The organism is Zwartia vadi, from assembly GCF_030410375.1.
In the GTDB taxonomy this organism is placed as follows: domain Bacteria; phylum Pseudomonadota; class Gammaproteobacteria; order Burkholderiales; family Burkholderiaceae_B; genus Zwartia; species Zwartia vadi.
Map to the genome: position 1 here is coordinate 1 of NZ_JAUHHE010000001.1, position 16,096 is coordinate 16,096.

Consider the following 16,096-nt stretch of genomic DNA (forward strand, 5'->3'; position numbering starts at 1 on the left):
AATGGCTAATCCAGGCAGTCCTAGGATAGAATCGATGTGGGACATCGGTATGATCTCCATTAAAAAATGTTTCTTCGCAAAAACAAGTTTAATGAATACCGTTGTCCCCCGTTAATGATGTAGAGCCCAGAAGGCTAGCTCTACCGTCTGTACCCCATTATCGGGGGATAGCAACAATCAAAAAACAACATCCGAAATTAAGAATATTTTAAGATGCAAAATCAATGACTAAATTTAATTTTCCTTGTATTTTGAATATATAAAATTTAAAATGCAAGGATGTTTGATCGAATTGCTTTCTCTAAAATAAGTGACCATCTGGAATGGAGTCCTGCAGTTGGGATCCTTGGTCCTCGTCAGGTTGGCAAAACCACCTTGGCGAAAACTTTTGCATCTGATCCTAATCAATCAATCTATTTAGATTTAGACTCAGCCGAGGCATTAGCTAGACTTGCGAATCCATCTGCGTTTTTTCTAGAGAATCGTCAGCGATTAGTCATTTTGGATGAAATCCAAAATTACCCTCAATTACTAAGCGAGATGCGCGGTGAAATAGATGCTGATCGTCGACCAGGACGGTTTTTAATCTTGGGCTCAGCATCCTTCAAACTACTTAAGCAATCACAATCCCTTGCCGGACGCTTATCGCTCGTAGATATGTCCCCTTTAGTGCTGAGTGAGGTGTACGAAAATTTTTCTGATACTCAGTCTCTTTGGTTGAAAGGTGGTTTTCCGAACAGTTATTTGGCCAAGAGTATCAACTCTTCATGGGATTGGCGCTCAGCGCTTATCCGACATTTCTTGAACACTGACTTACCTAGTTTAGGTATAAACGTCGATCCACAAGTTATGCATCGTTTTTGGAGAATGGTTGCTCACCTACATGCACAAATATTCAACGCCTCGGCGGTTGCAAGCTCACTGGGCATCTCGGCACCGACGGCGACTCGCTACTTAGATCACCTTTGCGACACGCTGATGGTGCGACGACTTGAGCCTTATTTCATTAATCTAGGTAAAAGACTAGTCAAATCACCTAAAATTTACGTCCGGGACAGTGGACTACTGCACAACTTGCTAGGTATCCGCGAGGTCAATGATTTGCTTGGTCACCCGAGCACGGGGGCTTCTTGGGAAGGATTTGTGGTTGAGCAGATCGCAGCTCACCTCCCGGAAGGAGCATCCATGTCGTTTTATCGCACGGCAGCTGGTGCAGAATTAGATGTAGTGGTTGAAATTGGCTTGAAAAAAATTGGTTTTGAAGTGAAGTTTTCCAGTGCTCCAAAAGTAACTAAAGGCTTCTGGCAAGCATGCGAAGACGTAGGAGTGGTAAAGGCTTACATTATTTCACCTGTCGAAACTGGCTGGACCGTTCAGCAAGACGTTGAGGTTATTGGAGTAAAGGACATTCCAACTTGTTTAAAGTAATGAGATATGTTGATTTTATTCACTCTGCGCTCTTGCTCTAACCTAGAGAGAAACACAGCATGGCAACCAAAATAAATATGATCAATCCCACAACGGGACTCACCAAGACAGGCTTTTACGGTTTTTCTTGGACAACGTTGTTGTTTGGAGCCTTTCCAGCGCTCTTTCGCAGCGACTTCCTGACATTTATTGGTTTCTTTATCGTGTTGTGCATCATCGCGTTTGCCACTGCCGGATTTGGCGCTTTTGTAGCGATGATTATCTGGGCATTCATGTACAACAAATACTACACAAGAAAGTTAATTGAGAGCGGTTTCAAATTTAACGGAACATCAGAGGAAAATGCCGCAGCGTCCAAAGCATTGGGTGTGAGCATCTGAACACTGCCATATGCGCCCGCGCCCAACCCCTAGCGCGGGAGAATTTGGGCGCCAATATCCTTGACCAACTTTTGAAAGGCCGGCGAACTCAAAAGGATTTTGTCGGCTGCGGTACGGAGGCGATCGACGTCCTCGGGCTCGAGCTTAAAGGACGTTGGCAACTGATTTAAATACTTTCGCTCCTCGGCATCATCAAGTGCGGCGAAAGATACATCGATCGGATATATCTCAGCATTTGGTATGTTTTTGACGTACTTCTCAGCAACGATCCGATCGCCACTTTTACCCCTGTTAAATGTGGCAGTATCGCGTATCTGTCTCAAGAGTTTCCAACGTGCTTCGATATCTTTAAGCTGATCAATCTGCTCACCAGAATATCGATCAATCGGTACACCTGCCGCTTTGACCAAAACAGAAATTGCTCCGGGAGCGTCTTCTTGCTTAGCCCAACCCGTCGTAGGTACTGATAACGAATTTACAACAATCACTACTATTCGTTTAACGTGATCAAGTGGAGTGTTGCGCCCTGCTTCACGTAACGCTTCCATCAAGTTGATTGTATCCAACACCCCACGCAGTCCGATGTTGTCGGACACGCCGCCATCCACTAAATGTAAATAGGGCTCCGCACCATTGGAAAGCGTTTGAAGTTCTTTGACTCTCGCAAGAACACGTGACGCTGGACGAGGGGGCTCTGGATTATTGATAAAGGGATTCGCCCATTCCGGCTGTACATAATTGCAACTACCACCATAATTATTGATTGTCACCGGAGATAACACCACCGGAACGGCGGAGGACGCAGCAGCTGCACGCGCAATCCTAATCGGCCCCATATCTGAACACAAAATATCAAAATTTTGCTTGGTAAACACTAGACGCGAGCCACTGGTGATATCTGTGGCACTGACCGCGATGACCGGGCCAGGCTTCTTAGCCAAATCAGCAAAGGTCGCGCCATTGAACAAAATCTCATCGTACAAGTCAGCCGCCATTTCCGATCGTCCCCACCCGGTTGACGATAAGGCACCCCAATTAATCGGATTCAGTGTCCGCGCAATGATTTCGCCCTGAACGTTGCGTTTCAGAAAACGCGACTCGTACTCTTCAAAAAGTTGATCGCCGTACAATTTATACGCAAGCGCAGTAAAGCTGCCTCCGGAGACACCTGTAATCACATCGATCTGGTCTAGTAAACGTCCCTTCTTGCCATCTTTACGAATGAATTCAGTTCTTTTGAGAGACTCTAGAATCCCATAGGAAAAGGCAGCGGCGCGCGTACCGCCTCCTGAAAAGGCTAAAACGACTAGGGTTTCAGACTGCTTGCTATCTTGATCTTTGCGTTCTACGCTATAAGGATCGTCGTAGTTGACTTTCTCGAGACGAGGATTGACCGGCCGAGTCGCGCATCCCGCGAGGAACACAAGAAATAGACATGCTGCGAAAAATCGAAACTGTCGAACCATGTCTGTGCTCAATGTTTTGTACGCTTTAACTGCAGGATGCATGTTGAATATGTATCAGTGATACATAATATTAACCTTGGCAAGGATATTTCGTTTTACTTTCTATCGCAAAAGGCCAGTTCAAATATGAACTGGCCTTTTGTTTTCACTCAAACAATCACTTAAACATCAAAGCGATCAGCATTCATCACCTTGGTCCATGCAGCAATAAAGTCCTGAATGAACTTTTCTTTATTGTCGTCTTGCGCATAAACCTCTGCATACGCCCGCAAGATAGAGTTTGAACCAAACACTAAATCTACACGCGTGGCCGTCCACTTCGTCTTGCCGGATTGACGCTCAACGATTTCATAACTGTTGCGACCAGTTGGTTTCCATGAATAACGCATGTCGGTGAGATTCACGAAAAAGTCGTTTGATAATACGCCTTCCCGCTCTGTAAAGACGCCGTGTTTCGTTGCGCCATAGTTTGTGCCCAACACGCGCATGCCACCAACCAGAACAGTCATCTCTTGTGCCGTTAGACCCATCAATTGCGTGCGATCGAGCATCAACTCCTCGACGCTCACGGCATAGTCTTTTTTGACCCAGTTGCGATAACCATCATGGATGGGTTCGAGTACAGCAAAAGATTCCACATCCGTTTGCTCAGGCGTTGCATCACCCCGGCCAGGTATGAACGGGACCGTGACGGCATGTCCAGCGGCCTTTGCGGCCTGTTCAATCCCGACGCTACCGGCCAAAACGATCACGTCCGCAATGCTTGCGCCAGACTCTTTGGCAATGCCTTCCAGCACACCCAGTACCTTGGACAAGCGCTTTGGTTCGTTACCTTCCCAGTCTTTCTGAGGCGCCAGACGAATACGCGCGCCGTTGGCACCACCACGCTTGTCGGAACCACGGAAGGTGCGTGCACTATCCCACGCTGTCGAGACCATCTCGCTCACAGACAAACCACTTGCTGCGATCTTGGCTTTGACAGCATTGACGTCATAAGCTTTATTTCCAGCTGGAACAGGATCTTGCCAAATCAGATCCTCTTTCGGCACTTCAGGGCCGATATAGCGCACCTTGGGACCCAGATCACGATGTGTCAGCTTGAACCAGGCGCGTGCAAACACTTCAGTAAAGTAGGCAGGATCTTTATGGAAGCGCTCAGAAATCTTGCGGTACTCGGGGTCCATTTTCATGGCCATGTCCGCATCGGTCATCATGGGATTCAGGCGAATAGATGGATCCTCGACATCGACCGGTTTGTCTTCCTCTTTAATATTGATGGGCGCCCACTGCCATGCTCCAGCGGGGCTTTTTGTAAGCTCCCACTCATAGTTCAACAGCAGATGAAAATACCCGTTGTCCCATTGCGTAGGATGCGTGGTCCACGCGCCCTCGATGCCGCTCGTCACAGTATCGCGTCCAACACCACGAGTCGTGTGATTCATCCAGCCAAGACCTTGCTCTTGAACATCCGCGCCCTCGGGTGCAGGTCCCAGATTTTTTGCATTGCCATTGCCATGCGCTTTACCAACCGTGTGTCCACCTGCGGTCAGTGCGACCGTCTCTTCGTCGTTCATTGCCATGCGGGCAAATGTCAAGCGTATGTCTTGTGCGGTACGAAGCGGATCGGGCTGCCCATTGACGCCCTCTGGATTTACATAGATCAAACCCATCTGCACGGCGGCCAGAGGATTTTCAAGTGATTGACGATTATCACCGTCATAGCGACTCGAGCCCAGCCACTCTTTTTCTGCTCCCCAGTAAATATCGATCTCAGGCGCCCAAATATCCTCGCGACCAAAAGAAAAGCCATACGTCTTCAAACCCATCGACTCATAGGCCACATTACCAGCCAGGACGATCAGGTCTGCCCAGCTCAGTTTGTTGCCATACTTCTTTTTAATTGGCCACAACAAACGACGCGCTTTGTCCAAGTTGGCGTTATCCGGCCATGAGTTCAAAGGTGCGAAACGCTGATTGCCTGTACCTGCGCCACCACGACCATCAGCAATCCGGTATGTGCCCGCTGCATGCCAAGCCATGCGAATCATCAAACCACCATAATGACCCCAGTCAGCAGGCCACCAGTCCTGACTGTCTGTCATCAGGGCGGTCAGATCTTTTTTAAGTGCCGCGACGTCAAGCTTTTTGACTTCCTCGCGATAGTTGAAACCTTTGAGCGGATTCGTCTTTGTGTCATGCTGGTGCAAAATTTCCAGCTTCAATGCATTGGGCCACCACGCCATGGGAGACTTGCTTTCGGTAGTGTTACCGCCGTGCATCACGGGACATTTTCCTGAATTTGACATAATTGACTCCTTAATCTGCCGAACTGTTAGATTAAAGCTATTTAAAACAAAAAACTAATTGTTTTTATTGATATATGTCATAGCGAGCGTCTTTATGCATAGTCATACCGGGACGCAGCGATAATTTGTCTCATTAATCGGTTTGAATCTTCTGTCGGCGTGAGGTCTTTCACCAAGGCCTCAACATCCACCCCAATCTGCTTCAGTGCCTCAGACCTTCTCACTATGCACGCTTTCATCAGCGCAGGCGTGAATTCTGGATGAAACTGGACGGAAATCGCATGATCGGCATATCGGATAATCTGATGCGGATCGTGATCAGAGTGCGCCAAGACAACCGCACCGGGAGGTGGCGCGATAACCGTTTGCTCATGCGAAAGATTGGCGTAAAAAACATCAGGAAAACTCGCCAGTACTGGATCTTTCCTGGCAGCGGCCAAAAGCGTGACCGCTTTACGTCCGATCTCTCTGCCATTCGGGTGATAGTCCACAACCCCTCCAAGCGCATCAGCCATCAGTTGATGGCCATAGCAGACACCGAAGAGTTGTTTCTTCTGTTGAAACATGTCAATGATCCATTGACGGGTACGCTCACTCCACTCTTCTCGATCTGTGACCATCGACCACGAACCTGTCAAGATGGCCAGATCAAAGTCTTCCGCGGCAGGTAGCTGCGCTCCACTAGAGGGGCTACTTATCGACAGCTCGATATTTTCCCCTGACAGCGCGTGCCGAAACCACTGCCCTTGGGCACCGAAGACCTCAGTCATGTCTTTAGGAGGACTACCCATCTCCACCACAAGCACTCTTCGAGCGGTGGCCATGCTATGCCCTCTTTGGCGGCGCTTCGCCCATGTCCCAGAAAATACCCGTCATCATCTGAAGACCTTCTTTGATAATGAAATCAAGCACATGCTCATTGGGTGCATGCTGTGAACAACTCGCATAGGAGTGAGGCACCCAGATCGTTGGCACGCCAATGATGTCAGTGAAAACATCGTTGGGCAGGGAACCGCCAAGGTTTGGAAGCACAGCGGGCTTTTTCCCCATCGTTTTAGTAATCGAAGCCACTGCCCATTGCACAGCCGGGTGATCCGGGTCGATACGCGTCGCATTCATCACATCGTGACTGGGTCCCACAACCTTGACTGCAGTAAAACCTTTCGCATCCAGAAATTTTTGGAGGGCAGGTAAAAAGGTGTCGGGATCCTTATCCACGGTAAAACGAATCTGACAGTGTGCCTTCGCACGAGGAGGTACCGCATTGACAGGTCTCTCGGGATTACCAGACACCATCGCCAGCACTTCAAAGGTATTCCAGCCAAACACTTTTTCTGCTTGAGTCAGGCCGCGGGCACCCCACCAGTCGTTGATTTCAGGACCATCTGGACCTGGATCCACCACAACATCCGCAAGCGCACGCTTGACCGAAGCGGGCATTGCGTCAGGCATTAAATCCGAGGCATTGACATGACCTTTTTCATCGATGATCGCTGCAATCGCATGGCACAGGATCACTGCAGGATTTGCCAGCAGGCCACCCCAGTTACCCGAATGGTGTCCACCCTCTCTAAGCTCCACCACAAGGTCAAAATTCAGTGCGCCGCGGGTACCCATAAAAATGGTCGGCATAGTGGGCGCCAATCTTGGGCCATCCGATCCAATCAATACATCGGCCTTGAGCAACTCCCGGTATTGTCTGGCAAAGTCATGCAGCCCAGGAGAGCCAATCTCCTCGCCTGTATCGATCATGATAGTGGAATTAAACCCAAGCTTCCCGCGTGTCTGCAGGACTGCTCGTAGCGCAGCGATATTGATGGAATGCTGTCCTTTGTTATCAGCAGTTCCACGGCCGTAAAAGCGCTCGCCCACTTGTGTCAGTTTCCAGGGGTTACGGCCCTCTTGCCACTGTCCTTCGAGCCCGCGAATCACATCGCCATGACCATAAGTCAGGACTGTCGGCAAGCTCGGATCCTCGATTCGTTGCGCAACGAGGAATGGTGCAGCCACACCGGAGGGGTTTTCCAAAATTTGAACTTTGTAGCCCATCTCCGCCAAAACCGGACCAATCTCATCTGTCAGATACGTACGCAAAAAAGGATGAGACTCAGGAACCTGACTTTCTGTTTTGATGGCAACGCGTCTGGCAAGGTCAGCCATAAAGGCGCCACTGTCAAAGTGCTGGTTGATGGTTGCAATGGCCTGCTCACGTGACATAACGATGACCTCATGAAAAACGAGAAATATTGGCAAACATGACTGCTACAGTCACAGCTAATATACTCGCCAGCACATCAAATAACCATGAAATGATGCACAAAATGCTCAGGCCGAACTCATGGATGCTAGATCGTATTTTTCGAATGAGTAGTATGGCCTAAACTTTTCAATAATCGATCTCACACTATTGTGTAGTGGTTTAGGCTCAATCTCGCAACGATCCAGTTCCCTCACTAGACCGAGGTAATGCGCATAGTGTTTTAAAAAAAAATCGTGCGCGACTTGAACGGCCATCGCACGCTCAGTGAACGCCATGAAACCAGGTCGACGCTGCTGTAATTCATCCAAGGAAAACTCAACATAACGATGAAGTGTTGCGTATGCCTCGTCGTACAAAGTCACAATCGCGGCAGAGGAAACCTGGCTGTAATCAGGCACGACCGGGCACGTGGAGAAAACGTCCTGACTGAGCAAAGAAAATAAATTTTTAATCATCTATTTGAAAAACGGATAACAATCTTGCTTCACTGGAGTAGGATCTGTCAGGATCTTACAACGGCTTTTTTGACGTATATCCATTGGTGTATCAATCACTTTTCAATGTATATCTATTAGCGTATAAAACATGTCTTTACACATGTCAGAGCACACTATCTAATGGTTCATTAAGCGTTGATAAATTGACCTTCACCGGTGGAGACAACATGAAAATTAGCCAAGTCCTGGCAACCCTGGCAATCAGTCTCATTGCAAGCTTTGCCGTGGCGCAGCCCTATCCAAGCAAACCCATCAAAATGGTCGTGCCCTATCCTGCCGGTGGAAATGCGGACATTACTGGACGCGTGCTGGCAAAGAAAATGTCAGATATTTTGAGTGTGCCTGTCATTGTTGAAAACCGCGGTGGCGCAAATGGCGGCATCGGTACGGATATGGTTGTGAAATCTGCACCGGACGGCTATACATTGTTACTTGCAGCGAGTGGCCCGATCGTCATCAATCCCGTACTCTACGCAAAGGTTCCATATGATCCGATCAAAGATTTGCGACCCATTAGCCAGGTTTTGACTTTCCAGTACGTACTCGTCGTCCCGACGACTTCATCCATCAAAAGCATTCAGGATATTGTGACCCAAGCACGTAACCAGCCTGGCAAACTCAGCTATGGGTCAACCGGAATCGGTGGCGGCGGCCACCTCGCCGGAGAAATGTTTGCCATGTCTAGCAATACTCAATTCAATCACGCGCCATACAAGGGCAGCGCGCCAGCGCTGGTAGACTTATTGGGTGGCCAACTGACGTTCACCTTTGACACTGTTTTGACGGCTTCTCCTCTCATTCAGGACAACCGTTTGCGCGCCTTTGCGGTCTCAGGCCCCGCACGCGCACGCTCGTTGCCCGATGTGCCCACGATGGCTGAGGCAGGCTTCAAAGACTTCGACGTGACTCAGTTTGTCGGACTATTTGCTCCAGCAAAAACTGACACAGCAATCATCCAAAAGCTCAATGCGGTTGTGGTGCAGGCGATCAAAGATCCAGAGGTCATCCAAGCCTTGCAAACAAAGGGTGGCAACGACTTAGTCGGCAACTCTCCAGAACAGTTTGCAGCGATTATCAGTCGCGAACTCAAGATGTATGATGCGCTGATTCAAAAAGCAAAAATCAAACAAGAATAAGATAAGCGCATCAACGATGAGAGCGATCCTGACTATCGGGATCGCTCTTTTTATTTCTGCTCACCAGAATGAATGGTGGCAACACCAACAGCCAAGCAATACGCGTCTGATAACGATAATGCGGCTTGGATAGAGCGCCGGTTGCAAAGGCATTCGCAAGTACGCCGAGCCAAATCATGACAATGAGGCCCAGCGCCAGCGTGTCCCGCGTGCGTAACCCACGCAGGAAAAAATAAATGCTGAGTAAGAATCCAAGTAAAACAGCGTAAGTGCCCACAGCACTGATAAACGACACGCGCTCGAGCATGGTGCCCTGCACTTGATGAGCATTTTTATAACGTTCAAGCTCGGCGGCAGGAAAAAATTTCTCAACGCTTTTGAGCACAGTCAAATCCAGCCAGTCCGAATGGATAGTATCTCCGAGTTTGACCATGGACAATTGCGTAACGGTATTTTGAATGGCAGACCACAATAATTGAAAGGGTCGGTGGCGCACGGTCAGCGCCACGATTTCCGACGCTTCAGGTGCAAGGCCAATTGGCCCTCCGGGATGACTCCATACCGGGCCTTTTGCATCCCACATAAATGAATCGCTGTCTTTGGCTAATCGATCCGTCCATGCGCAGAGGTGCCAAGACTTCTCGGGACAGTATTTTTCCAAAATGCTTTTCACATTTCCGTCGGCGGACATGCGTGCCACCATAAATACCGAACCAAAGGGCGAGACAGCGACCTTCTGAAAGGCATACATTGTCGTGCCGACCAGAGCGGTCAGTGCGATCACCAACGGCAATACTGCATAGTGAATGCGACGCCATTTGAAAGCAAGCACCACGAGCAAGCAGGCAGCGGCAATCACGAGGTGAGATAAATGCACAGCGATCGCCAGTGCACCAAGCAGACTCACCCATACAAGCAATCCCCTGCTGAGCTGCCTGGCAAAGCCGAGTATAAAAATGCTCAGTACCACCATGCCAGAAAAAATATCAGGCATCAGCAGCGAAACAAACCAGGACGCACCTGTCAGAACCGATAGCGCAAGGCAAATCAACAGATGGCGGACAGGGTTGACCGTGCCAACAGTCTGTTGAGTCAACCAGACCAAGTGCGAGAGCAGAATACCCTGAACAAGTACTACACCCCAAAGAGATTGCCATGCATGAAAGGGCAACATCCAAGGGCCGTAAATAAACGGCTTGTCCCAGTTGAAGTAACCGGGAGTCGGTTGTGTGATAAAAACGTGGGTGTCGCTATAGAGGAGCGGGTAGCCATTCCAGAGGGCGGGCCAAACGAATAGCGCGCCCCCGACAACAATAGCCAACAGATTGAACGTGCGCGAGGACTTCAATAAGTCCACGCGCTTAGACCAACCGCTTGAGCCAACCGTGGCGGTCAGGCTGACGTCCATATTGAATGTCGGTCAGCTCTTGGCGCAAGGACATGGTGAGCTTGCCGGCGGGTGCATTCTCATCACCTTCGACAAAGCCACGCCCCTTCAGGGCCGCGATCGGAGCGACCACGGCAGCAGTCCCACAGGCAAAGGCCTCGACGTACTCACCTGAGGCCATGCCCTGGCGCCACTCGTCAATCGAAACTTTGCGTTCTTCGACCCGATGGCCACGATCTTTTGCGAGCTGGATGATGCTCGCACGCGTCACACCTTCGAGGATGCTGCCCGTCAAATCAGGCGTCACCAGCGTGCCATCTTTTTTGACTAGGAACACATTCATGCCGCCTAATTCCTCGAGATATTTTCCCTCTTGAGAATCAAGAAACAATACTTGTGAACAACCATTAGCATAAGCCTCTTGCTGAGGTAACAGTGACGCGGCATAGTTACCGCCACACTTTGCCGCGCCCGTACCACCATGGGCGGCACGCGAATAGCCCTCAACCAGCCAGATCGACACAGGGGCGACACCTTTTGCAAAGTAAGGTCCAACCGGGCTGGCGATCACATAATAGGCCGCTTTCTGTGCGGCGCGCACACCCAGAAAATTTTCGTTGGCGATACTGAACGGACGCAAATACAAACTGGTCTCAGGCGCCGATGGCACCCAGGGCTCATCCATCTTCACGAGTTGTTTGATGGACTCGAGAAACAGGTCGGTAGGCAACTCGGGCAATGCCAGGCGATGCGCGGAACGCTGCATGCGTGCCGCATTGGCTTCGGGACGAAAGGTCCACACGGAGCCGTCAGCATGACGATAGGCTTTGAGACCTTCAAAAATTTCTTGTGCGTAGTGCAAAACCGACGCAGCAGGATCCAGAGACAGCGGACCATATGCTTTAACCTGTGGGTCGTACCAACCCTTCTCGACTGTCCAGTCGATCGAGACCATGTGATCCGTGAAGTACTTGCCAAAGCCGGGATTCGCCAGAATTGCCTCGCGCTCGGCAACCGAGCGGGGATTCGAAGAGCGGGTCGCCTTGAAAACCAGAGATGTGTTCGCAGTCATGGAGGGAGTCAAGTGGTTAAATGAATGTTGGTTGATTATAGCCATGCCGGGACGCGCTGTTTATGGCGCGCACGGCAACCAGAAATTACTCTTGGCGGTCTTGCAGACGCCTCAGCAAGGCCTCTCGCTCACGCCGGGTTTCTTCGATTTCGTGTATCAGACCGTCCATGTCAACAGGCTTCGTATCCGCCTCAAAATGTCCCGTCAAGACGTATTCAGGTGTTAGTTCGCCCGCCTCATAAATTTTCCAGATCTCTTTGCCGAAATCGGTTGCTAATAAATCAGGAGCAAACTGCCCGAAGTAGACAGCGAGATTTTGGACATCTCGCAGCAACATCGCACGCGCCTCATTATTGCCCGCTGCATCGACAGCCTGAGGTAAATCAATAATGACAGGGCCATCCGCCGCCATCAGAATGTTGTATTCAGACAAGTCCCCATGAATGATGCCAGCACACAACATGCGCACGACCTGATTAATCAAGTAAGCATGGCATTCGCGTGCGCGCTCTGGGATCAACTCAACATCATTGAGCCTGGGTGCGACATCTCCCTGTTCATCCGTGACGAGCTCCATAAGCAACACGCCATCCGTACAGATGTAAGGCTGAGGCACCCGGACACCGGCATTTGCGAGACGAAAGAGTGCGTCAACCTCTGCGTTTTGCCAGAGTTCCTCTTGCATTTGACGACCATAGCGCGTGCCTTTTTCCATCGCACGGGCTTGACGACTGTTTTTAACTTTACGTCCTTCGGTATACGACACGGCATTTTTAAAACTACGCTGCTTCGCATCCTTGTAAACCTTCGCGCAGCGAATGTCTTCCCCGCTGCGCACAACGTAGACAGTCGCTTCTTTACCGCTCATTAACTGGCTCAAGACCTCATCCACTAAACCCTCTTCCACAAGGGGCTTGAGCCTCTGGGGAACTTTCATCGGTGGGTACGCAAAGTGTCTTCGACCGCAAGCGCCACAGCTGACAGACTCGCGTCATCCCCGTGTGTAGATGACAGCATCAAACCAACCGGAAGCTCGCCTTCACGATGGCAAGGCAGGCTATAAGAGCAGCCGTCCAATAAGTTTATGGTGAAGGTGTTGCGCAACATCTGACCATTGGCTTTAAAGAAGGCCTCATCCGAAGCGATTAATTTTTCAAGTTCGGGCGCGATAGTCGGGACAGTGGGACAAATCAAGGCGTCATAGCCTTCAATCGCTCGCTCGACGCTGGCGATCCAGGCGCGTCTTTTATCCAGCAAAGCGATGTATTGTTGCGATGTGATTGGGGCACCCATCATGATCCGGGCCGCGACACGCTGATCGAACTGAGCCTGCGCACGCGCCAAGCGTTCATGATGCACTGCATAAGCTTCAATCGGCGACAAGCCGCCAGGCGCGTTGACCTTTGGAATCTCCGCAAACTCTGTCAACGGGATCTCAATAATCTGCGCGCCAGCACCCGACAGGATTGACAAACTCCGGTCAAACGCTTGGGCGACAGTTGTATCCAAACCATCCAACACCAAGGTCTGCGGGACGGCCAAACGCATCCCTTCGATGGAACGGCGCCGAATCCGCAGCATCGCTCCGGACAACACAGCATCTACAGTGATGCAATCCTGTACGCTGCGTGTCATCGCACATGCCGTATCCAGCGAGCGTGAAAGTTCGAGTGCGCCTTCCAAAGGCACACGCTTTTGCGTGCTCTTGAAGCCAACGATTCCACATAATGCAGCGGGAATGCGGATCGAGCCTCCGGTATCCGAGCCTAATCCTGCAACGGACAAGCCCAAGGCCACAGAAACTCCGGCACCAGAGGAAGAGCCACCCGGCACTCGGGCGATATTCTGGTCGGTAGGATTGACGGGCGTACCGTAATGCGGATTGATACCGATCCCAGAAAATGCGAACTCGGTCATGTTGGTTTTACCAACGATGGCTGAACCCGCAGAACGCAATCTGTTCACCACTGGTGCATCTTTCGTCTGCACAGGCTCACCTTTGCAAGCGATCGAACCAGCCATGGTTGTTTCACCCGCCACACCAAAAAGATCTTTAATTGATACAGGCAAGCCAGCCAACGCAGGCAAGGCCACTCCAGCGCGGTGCGCCGCGTCGGCTGCACGTGCAGCAGCAAGCGCCGCCTCTGGGTATAACTTGGTAAAGACACTTTTAGCCGCAGGGTGGGAAGCTTTTTCCAATGCGCCGGCGACCAAGGCTTCGCGTGTGGTCTCGCCGCGCAAAAGGCGCTGATTCAATTGATCAATGGTTTCGGTGATGTGGATCATGTAAGGACTCTTGAGGATGGAAGCCAAAATACGTGACTAAGCTGACAATGTAAGGAACAGTAGACGTGGGGTCAAGCAAGCAATGCACGCGAGCCCCTTCTATCCCCTAACAAACCAAGCCTATTCGGGCATCCCTCAAGTGGAAGGGGGATAAAATGGACTTTGCATCGATGGGATGCAACCCTTTTACAGGATATGGACATGCAATCATCACGCCGCCAATTCATCATTTACTCAACCGCCGGTTTAGCCTCTCTGACCATGGCTAGCCAGGCGCAAGCCCAAGCCATGCTTGGTGAAGCCGAACCCACAGCGGTCGCTTTAGGCTACAAAGCGGATGCCAAGACAGTCGACAAAGCAAAATGGTCTAAGTATGCTGAGGGCCAGGTTTGCACGAACTGCCAGCTCTATGCCAGCAAAACAGCTGATGCAGGTACCTGTAGCATCTTCCCCGGCAAATTGGTTGCTGGCCCTGGCTGGTGCAATGCCTGGATCAAAAAGGCTTAATCTGTTTTTGCCTGATCCTTGTGTGACAGCGCAGACCGATCGTCAGTGCTGTCCAAATAAAAAACGCTGCAACTTCATTGAGTTGCAGCGTTTTTTTATTGACAGCTGATTACTGAGCCACCACGCGCGCTTCAGTACCAGAGCCTTCAATGTAGACCTTTTGGCCAACACGCAAGTTGCTGGTGGGCTGAGTCACGCTCACCAACACGCCACCACTTGTGCGCACAAAAATCTGTTGACCCTCAACAGGCTTGTCGTAGTGCTTTTGAATCTCATTTCCAGCCACTGCACCACCAATCGCACCCAACACCATGGCAACCGTCTTGCCAGTACCGGCACCAATCAGGGCACCGATACCCAGGCCGCCCAAGCCACCGACCACAGCGCCTACGCCTGTGTCATGGTTGCTTTTGATCTGGGTCGCGGTAATTTGCTCGATCACACCTGAGCGAATCTCCATGGGCGCACTTGGTCCAGTCGGCGCGCAGGCCACCAAACCAAACATCACCAAAAGGGATAGCGCAACTTTAGAAACTTGTCTTAACATGTTGACTCTCATTAAATTTGTTAAGCTTTGAAAAAGCTGTAGTCGAAGTGTAACGCTAAGCTGGTCGTTTTAACCATCTTTTCTTCCACCCAGACACCCTGACTAATCCATTCTGAGGAGACTCATATGAAATTGAAATTTGCAGCAGCAGGTGCCTGTGTGGCATTGTTAAGCGTAGTGGCACCCGCCTCTGCCCAAGCCCCCAAAGCATCGACCTCGACTCAGGAATTTGTGGCCATGTGCAGCAAAACGGGCGATGTTTCTGCACAAAACTTTTGCCACGGTTTTAGCCAGGGCGTATACGAAACGTATTTGATCACTCGCCACCCTAAAAAAGCCCCGGCCTTTATTTGTGCTGACAATTCAAAAGCCACTCGCCAAGACTACATTAACGGTTTTGTGAAGTGGTCCGCCTCCAATCCTAAATTCAACCAAATGTCGGCTGCCGACACGATCTTGCGCTACCTGGCCGAAGTCCTGCCATGTAAGAAAGGCTAATTTAAATAAAGTCTTTCAGCACAATCCCGTTTGAATTCAAGTATTACAGGAGCCTTATCATGAAAAAAACTCTTCTCGCCCTCCCCCTCGTCGCAGCGCTCGCCTTGACTGGCTGTTCAAACATGACGACCACGCAACAGCGTGAACTTTCTGGTGGTGCAATCGGCGCCGCTGCAGGTGCGGGCATTACTGCCATCGCTGGTGGCAACCCCATTTGGGGTGCGATTGGTGGCGCCGCCGCTGGTGTCCTGGGTGGTTACATCTATGACAAACACGAGCAGGGTCAGTAAAAGCTGAAACACTCGTTCCGAGCTGAATCTCTCGCT

General features: G+C 50.5%; 16 protein-coding genes. 6 read left to right on the forward strand and 10 right to left on the reverse strand.

The features are described 5' to 3' along the window. Positions 1-279 precede the first annotated feature (279 nt). Both QWY27_RS00005 and QWY27_RS00010 read left to right on the forward strand, forming a co-directional pair. Positions 280-1,428: an ATP-binding protein gene (locus QWY27_RS00005; protein WP_290193722.1), complete on the forward strand. Its 1,149-nt coding sequence runs from the start codon at positions 280-282 to the stop codon at positions 1,426-1,428. Positions 1,429-1,487: 59 nt separating this feature from the next. After that, complete coding sequence (locus tag QWY27_RS00010) at positions 1,488-1,808, forward strand: hypothetical protein (protein ID WP_290193723.1); 321 nt, start codon at positions 1,488-1,490, stop codon at positions 1,806-1,808. Between the two features lie 29 nt (positions 1,809-1,837). Here QWY27_RS00010 and QWY27_RS00015 read toward each other — a convergent pair whose 3' ends face one another. The 5 genes from QWY27_RS00015 to QWY27_RS00035 all read right to left on the reverse strand — a co-directional run bounded on the left by QWY27_RS00015 (position 1,838) and on the right by QWY27_RS00035 (position 8,238). Next, on the reverse strand, positions 1,838-3,274 hold the full coding sequence (locus tag QWY27_RS00015) for a patatin-like phospholipase family protein (RefSeq protein ID WP_290193724.1): 1,437 nt from the start codon (positions 3,272-3,274) through the stop codon (positions 1,838-1,840). Between the two features lie 161 nt (positions 3,275-3,435). Continuing rightward, the gene (katG, locus tag QWY27_RS00020) at positions 3,436-5,580 is read right to left on the reverse strand and encodes a catalase/peroxidase HPI (RefSeq protein ID WP_290193725.1); all 2,145 of its coding nucleotides are present in this window, start codon (positions 5,578-5,580) and stop codon (positions 3,436-3,438) included. 92 nt (positions 5,581-5,672) lie between these two features. After that, complete coding sequence (locus tag QWY27_RS00025) at positions 5,673-6,404, reverse strand: glutamine amidotransferase (protein ID WP_290193726.1); 732 nt, start codon at positions 6,402-6,404, stop codon at positions 5,673-5,675. A 1-nt stretch (position 6,405) separates the two neighbouring features. Further along, positions 6,406-7,797, reverse strand: coding sequence for a M20 family metallopeptidase (locus QWY27_RS00030; RefSeq protein ID WP_290193727.1), 1,392 nt, complete (start codon positions 7,795-7,797; stop codon positions 6,406-6,408). Positions 7,798-7,905: 108 nt separating this feature from the next. Beyond that, positions 7,906-8,238 carry a hypothetical protein gene (locus QWY27_RS00035; protein ID WP_290193728.1) on the reverse strand — a complete coding sequence of 111 codons (333 nt, stop codon included), beginning with the start codon at positions 8,236-8,238 and terminating at the stop codon, positions 7,906-7,908. 266 nt (positions 8,239-8,504) lie between these two features. On the opposite strand from QWY27_RS00035, the gene QWY27_RS00040 reads away from it, so the two are divergent. Further along, a complete protein-coding gene (locus QWY27_RS00040; RefSeq protein WP_290193729.1) occupies positions 8,505-9,473 on the forward strand; it encodes a Bug family tripartite tricarboxylate transporter substrate binding protein in 969 nt (322 codons plus the stop codon). A gap of 10 nt (positions 9,474-9,483) precedes the next feature. On the opposite strand, the gene QWY27_RS00045 is transcribed toward QWY27_RS00040, so the two are convergent. The 4 genes from QWY27_RS00045 to QWY27_RS00060 all read right to left on the reverse strand — a co-directional run bounded on the left by QWY27_RS00045 (position 9,484) and on the right by QWY27_RS00060 (position 14,218). Then, positions 9,484-10,881 carry a hypothetical protein gene (locus QWY27_RS00045; RefSeq protein WP_290193730.1) on the reverse strand — a complete coding sequence of 466 codons (1,398 nt, stop codon included), beginning with the start codon at positions 10,879-10,881 and terminating at the stop codon, positions 9,484-9,486. Then, the gene (locus tag QWY27_RS00050; protein ID WP_290193731.1) at positions 10,835-11,932 is read right to left on the reverse strand and encodes a branched-chain amino acid aminotransferase; all 1,098 of its coding nucleotides are present in this window, start codon (positions 11,930-11,932) and stop codon (positions 10,835-10,837) included. Before QWY27_RS00050 ends, QWY27_RS00045 begins: the two co-directional genes overlap by 47 nt. Positions 11,933-12,017: 85 nt before the next feature. Next, positions 12,018-12,869, reverse strand: a complete 852-nt coding sequence (locus tag QWY27_RS00055) for a PA4780 family RIO1-like protein kinase (RefSeq protein ID WP_290193732.1) — start codon at positions 12,867-12,869, stop codon at positions 12,018-12,020. Next, positions 12,866-14,218 carry an amidase gene (locus QWY27_RS00060; protein WP_290193733.1) on the reverse strand — a complete coding sequence of 451 codons (1,353 nt, stop codon included), beginning with the start codon at positions 14,216-14,218 and terminating at the stop codon, positions 12,866-12,868. Before QWY27_RS00060 ends, QWY27_RS00055 begins: the two co-directional genes overlap by 4 nt. 201 nt (positions 14,219-14,419) lie before the next feature. On the opposite strand from QWY27_RS00060, the gene QWY27_RS00065 reads away from it, so the two are divergent. Beyond that, on the forward strand, positions 14,420-14,725 hold the full coding sequence (locus tag QWY27_RS00065; RefSeq protein WP_290193734.1) for a high-potential iron-sulfur protein: 306 nt from the start codon (positions 14,420-14,422) through the stop codon (positions 14,723-14,725). Positions 14,726-14,834: 109 nt separating this feature from the next. On the opposite strand, the gene QWY27_RS00070 is transcribed toward QWY27_RS00065, so the two are convergent. After that, entirely contained in the window at positions 14,835-15,272 is a 438-nt protein-coding gene (locus QWY27_RS00070; RefSeq protein ID WP_290193735.1) for a glycine zipper 2TM domain-containing protein, read from the reverse strand. A gap of 126 nt (positions 15,273-15,398) precedes the next feature. Between QWY27_RS00070 and QWY27_RS00075 the strand changes: the two genes are divergently transcribed. Continuing rightward, complete coding sequence (locus QWY27_RS00075; protein WP_290193736.1) at positions 15,399-15,770, forward strand: Rap1a/Tai family immunity protein; 372 nt, start codon at positions 15,399-15,401, stop codon at positions 15,768-15,770. Between the two features lie 59 nt (positions 15,771-15,829). Next, a complete protein-coding gene (locus QWY27_RS00080; protein ID WP_290193737.1) occupies positions 15,830-16,060 on the forward strand; it encodes a YMGG-like glycine zipper-containing protein in 231 nt (76 codons plus the stop codon). Positions 16,061-16,096: the final 36 nt, after the last annotated feature.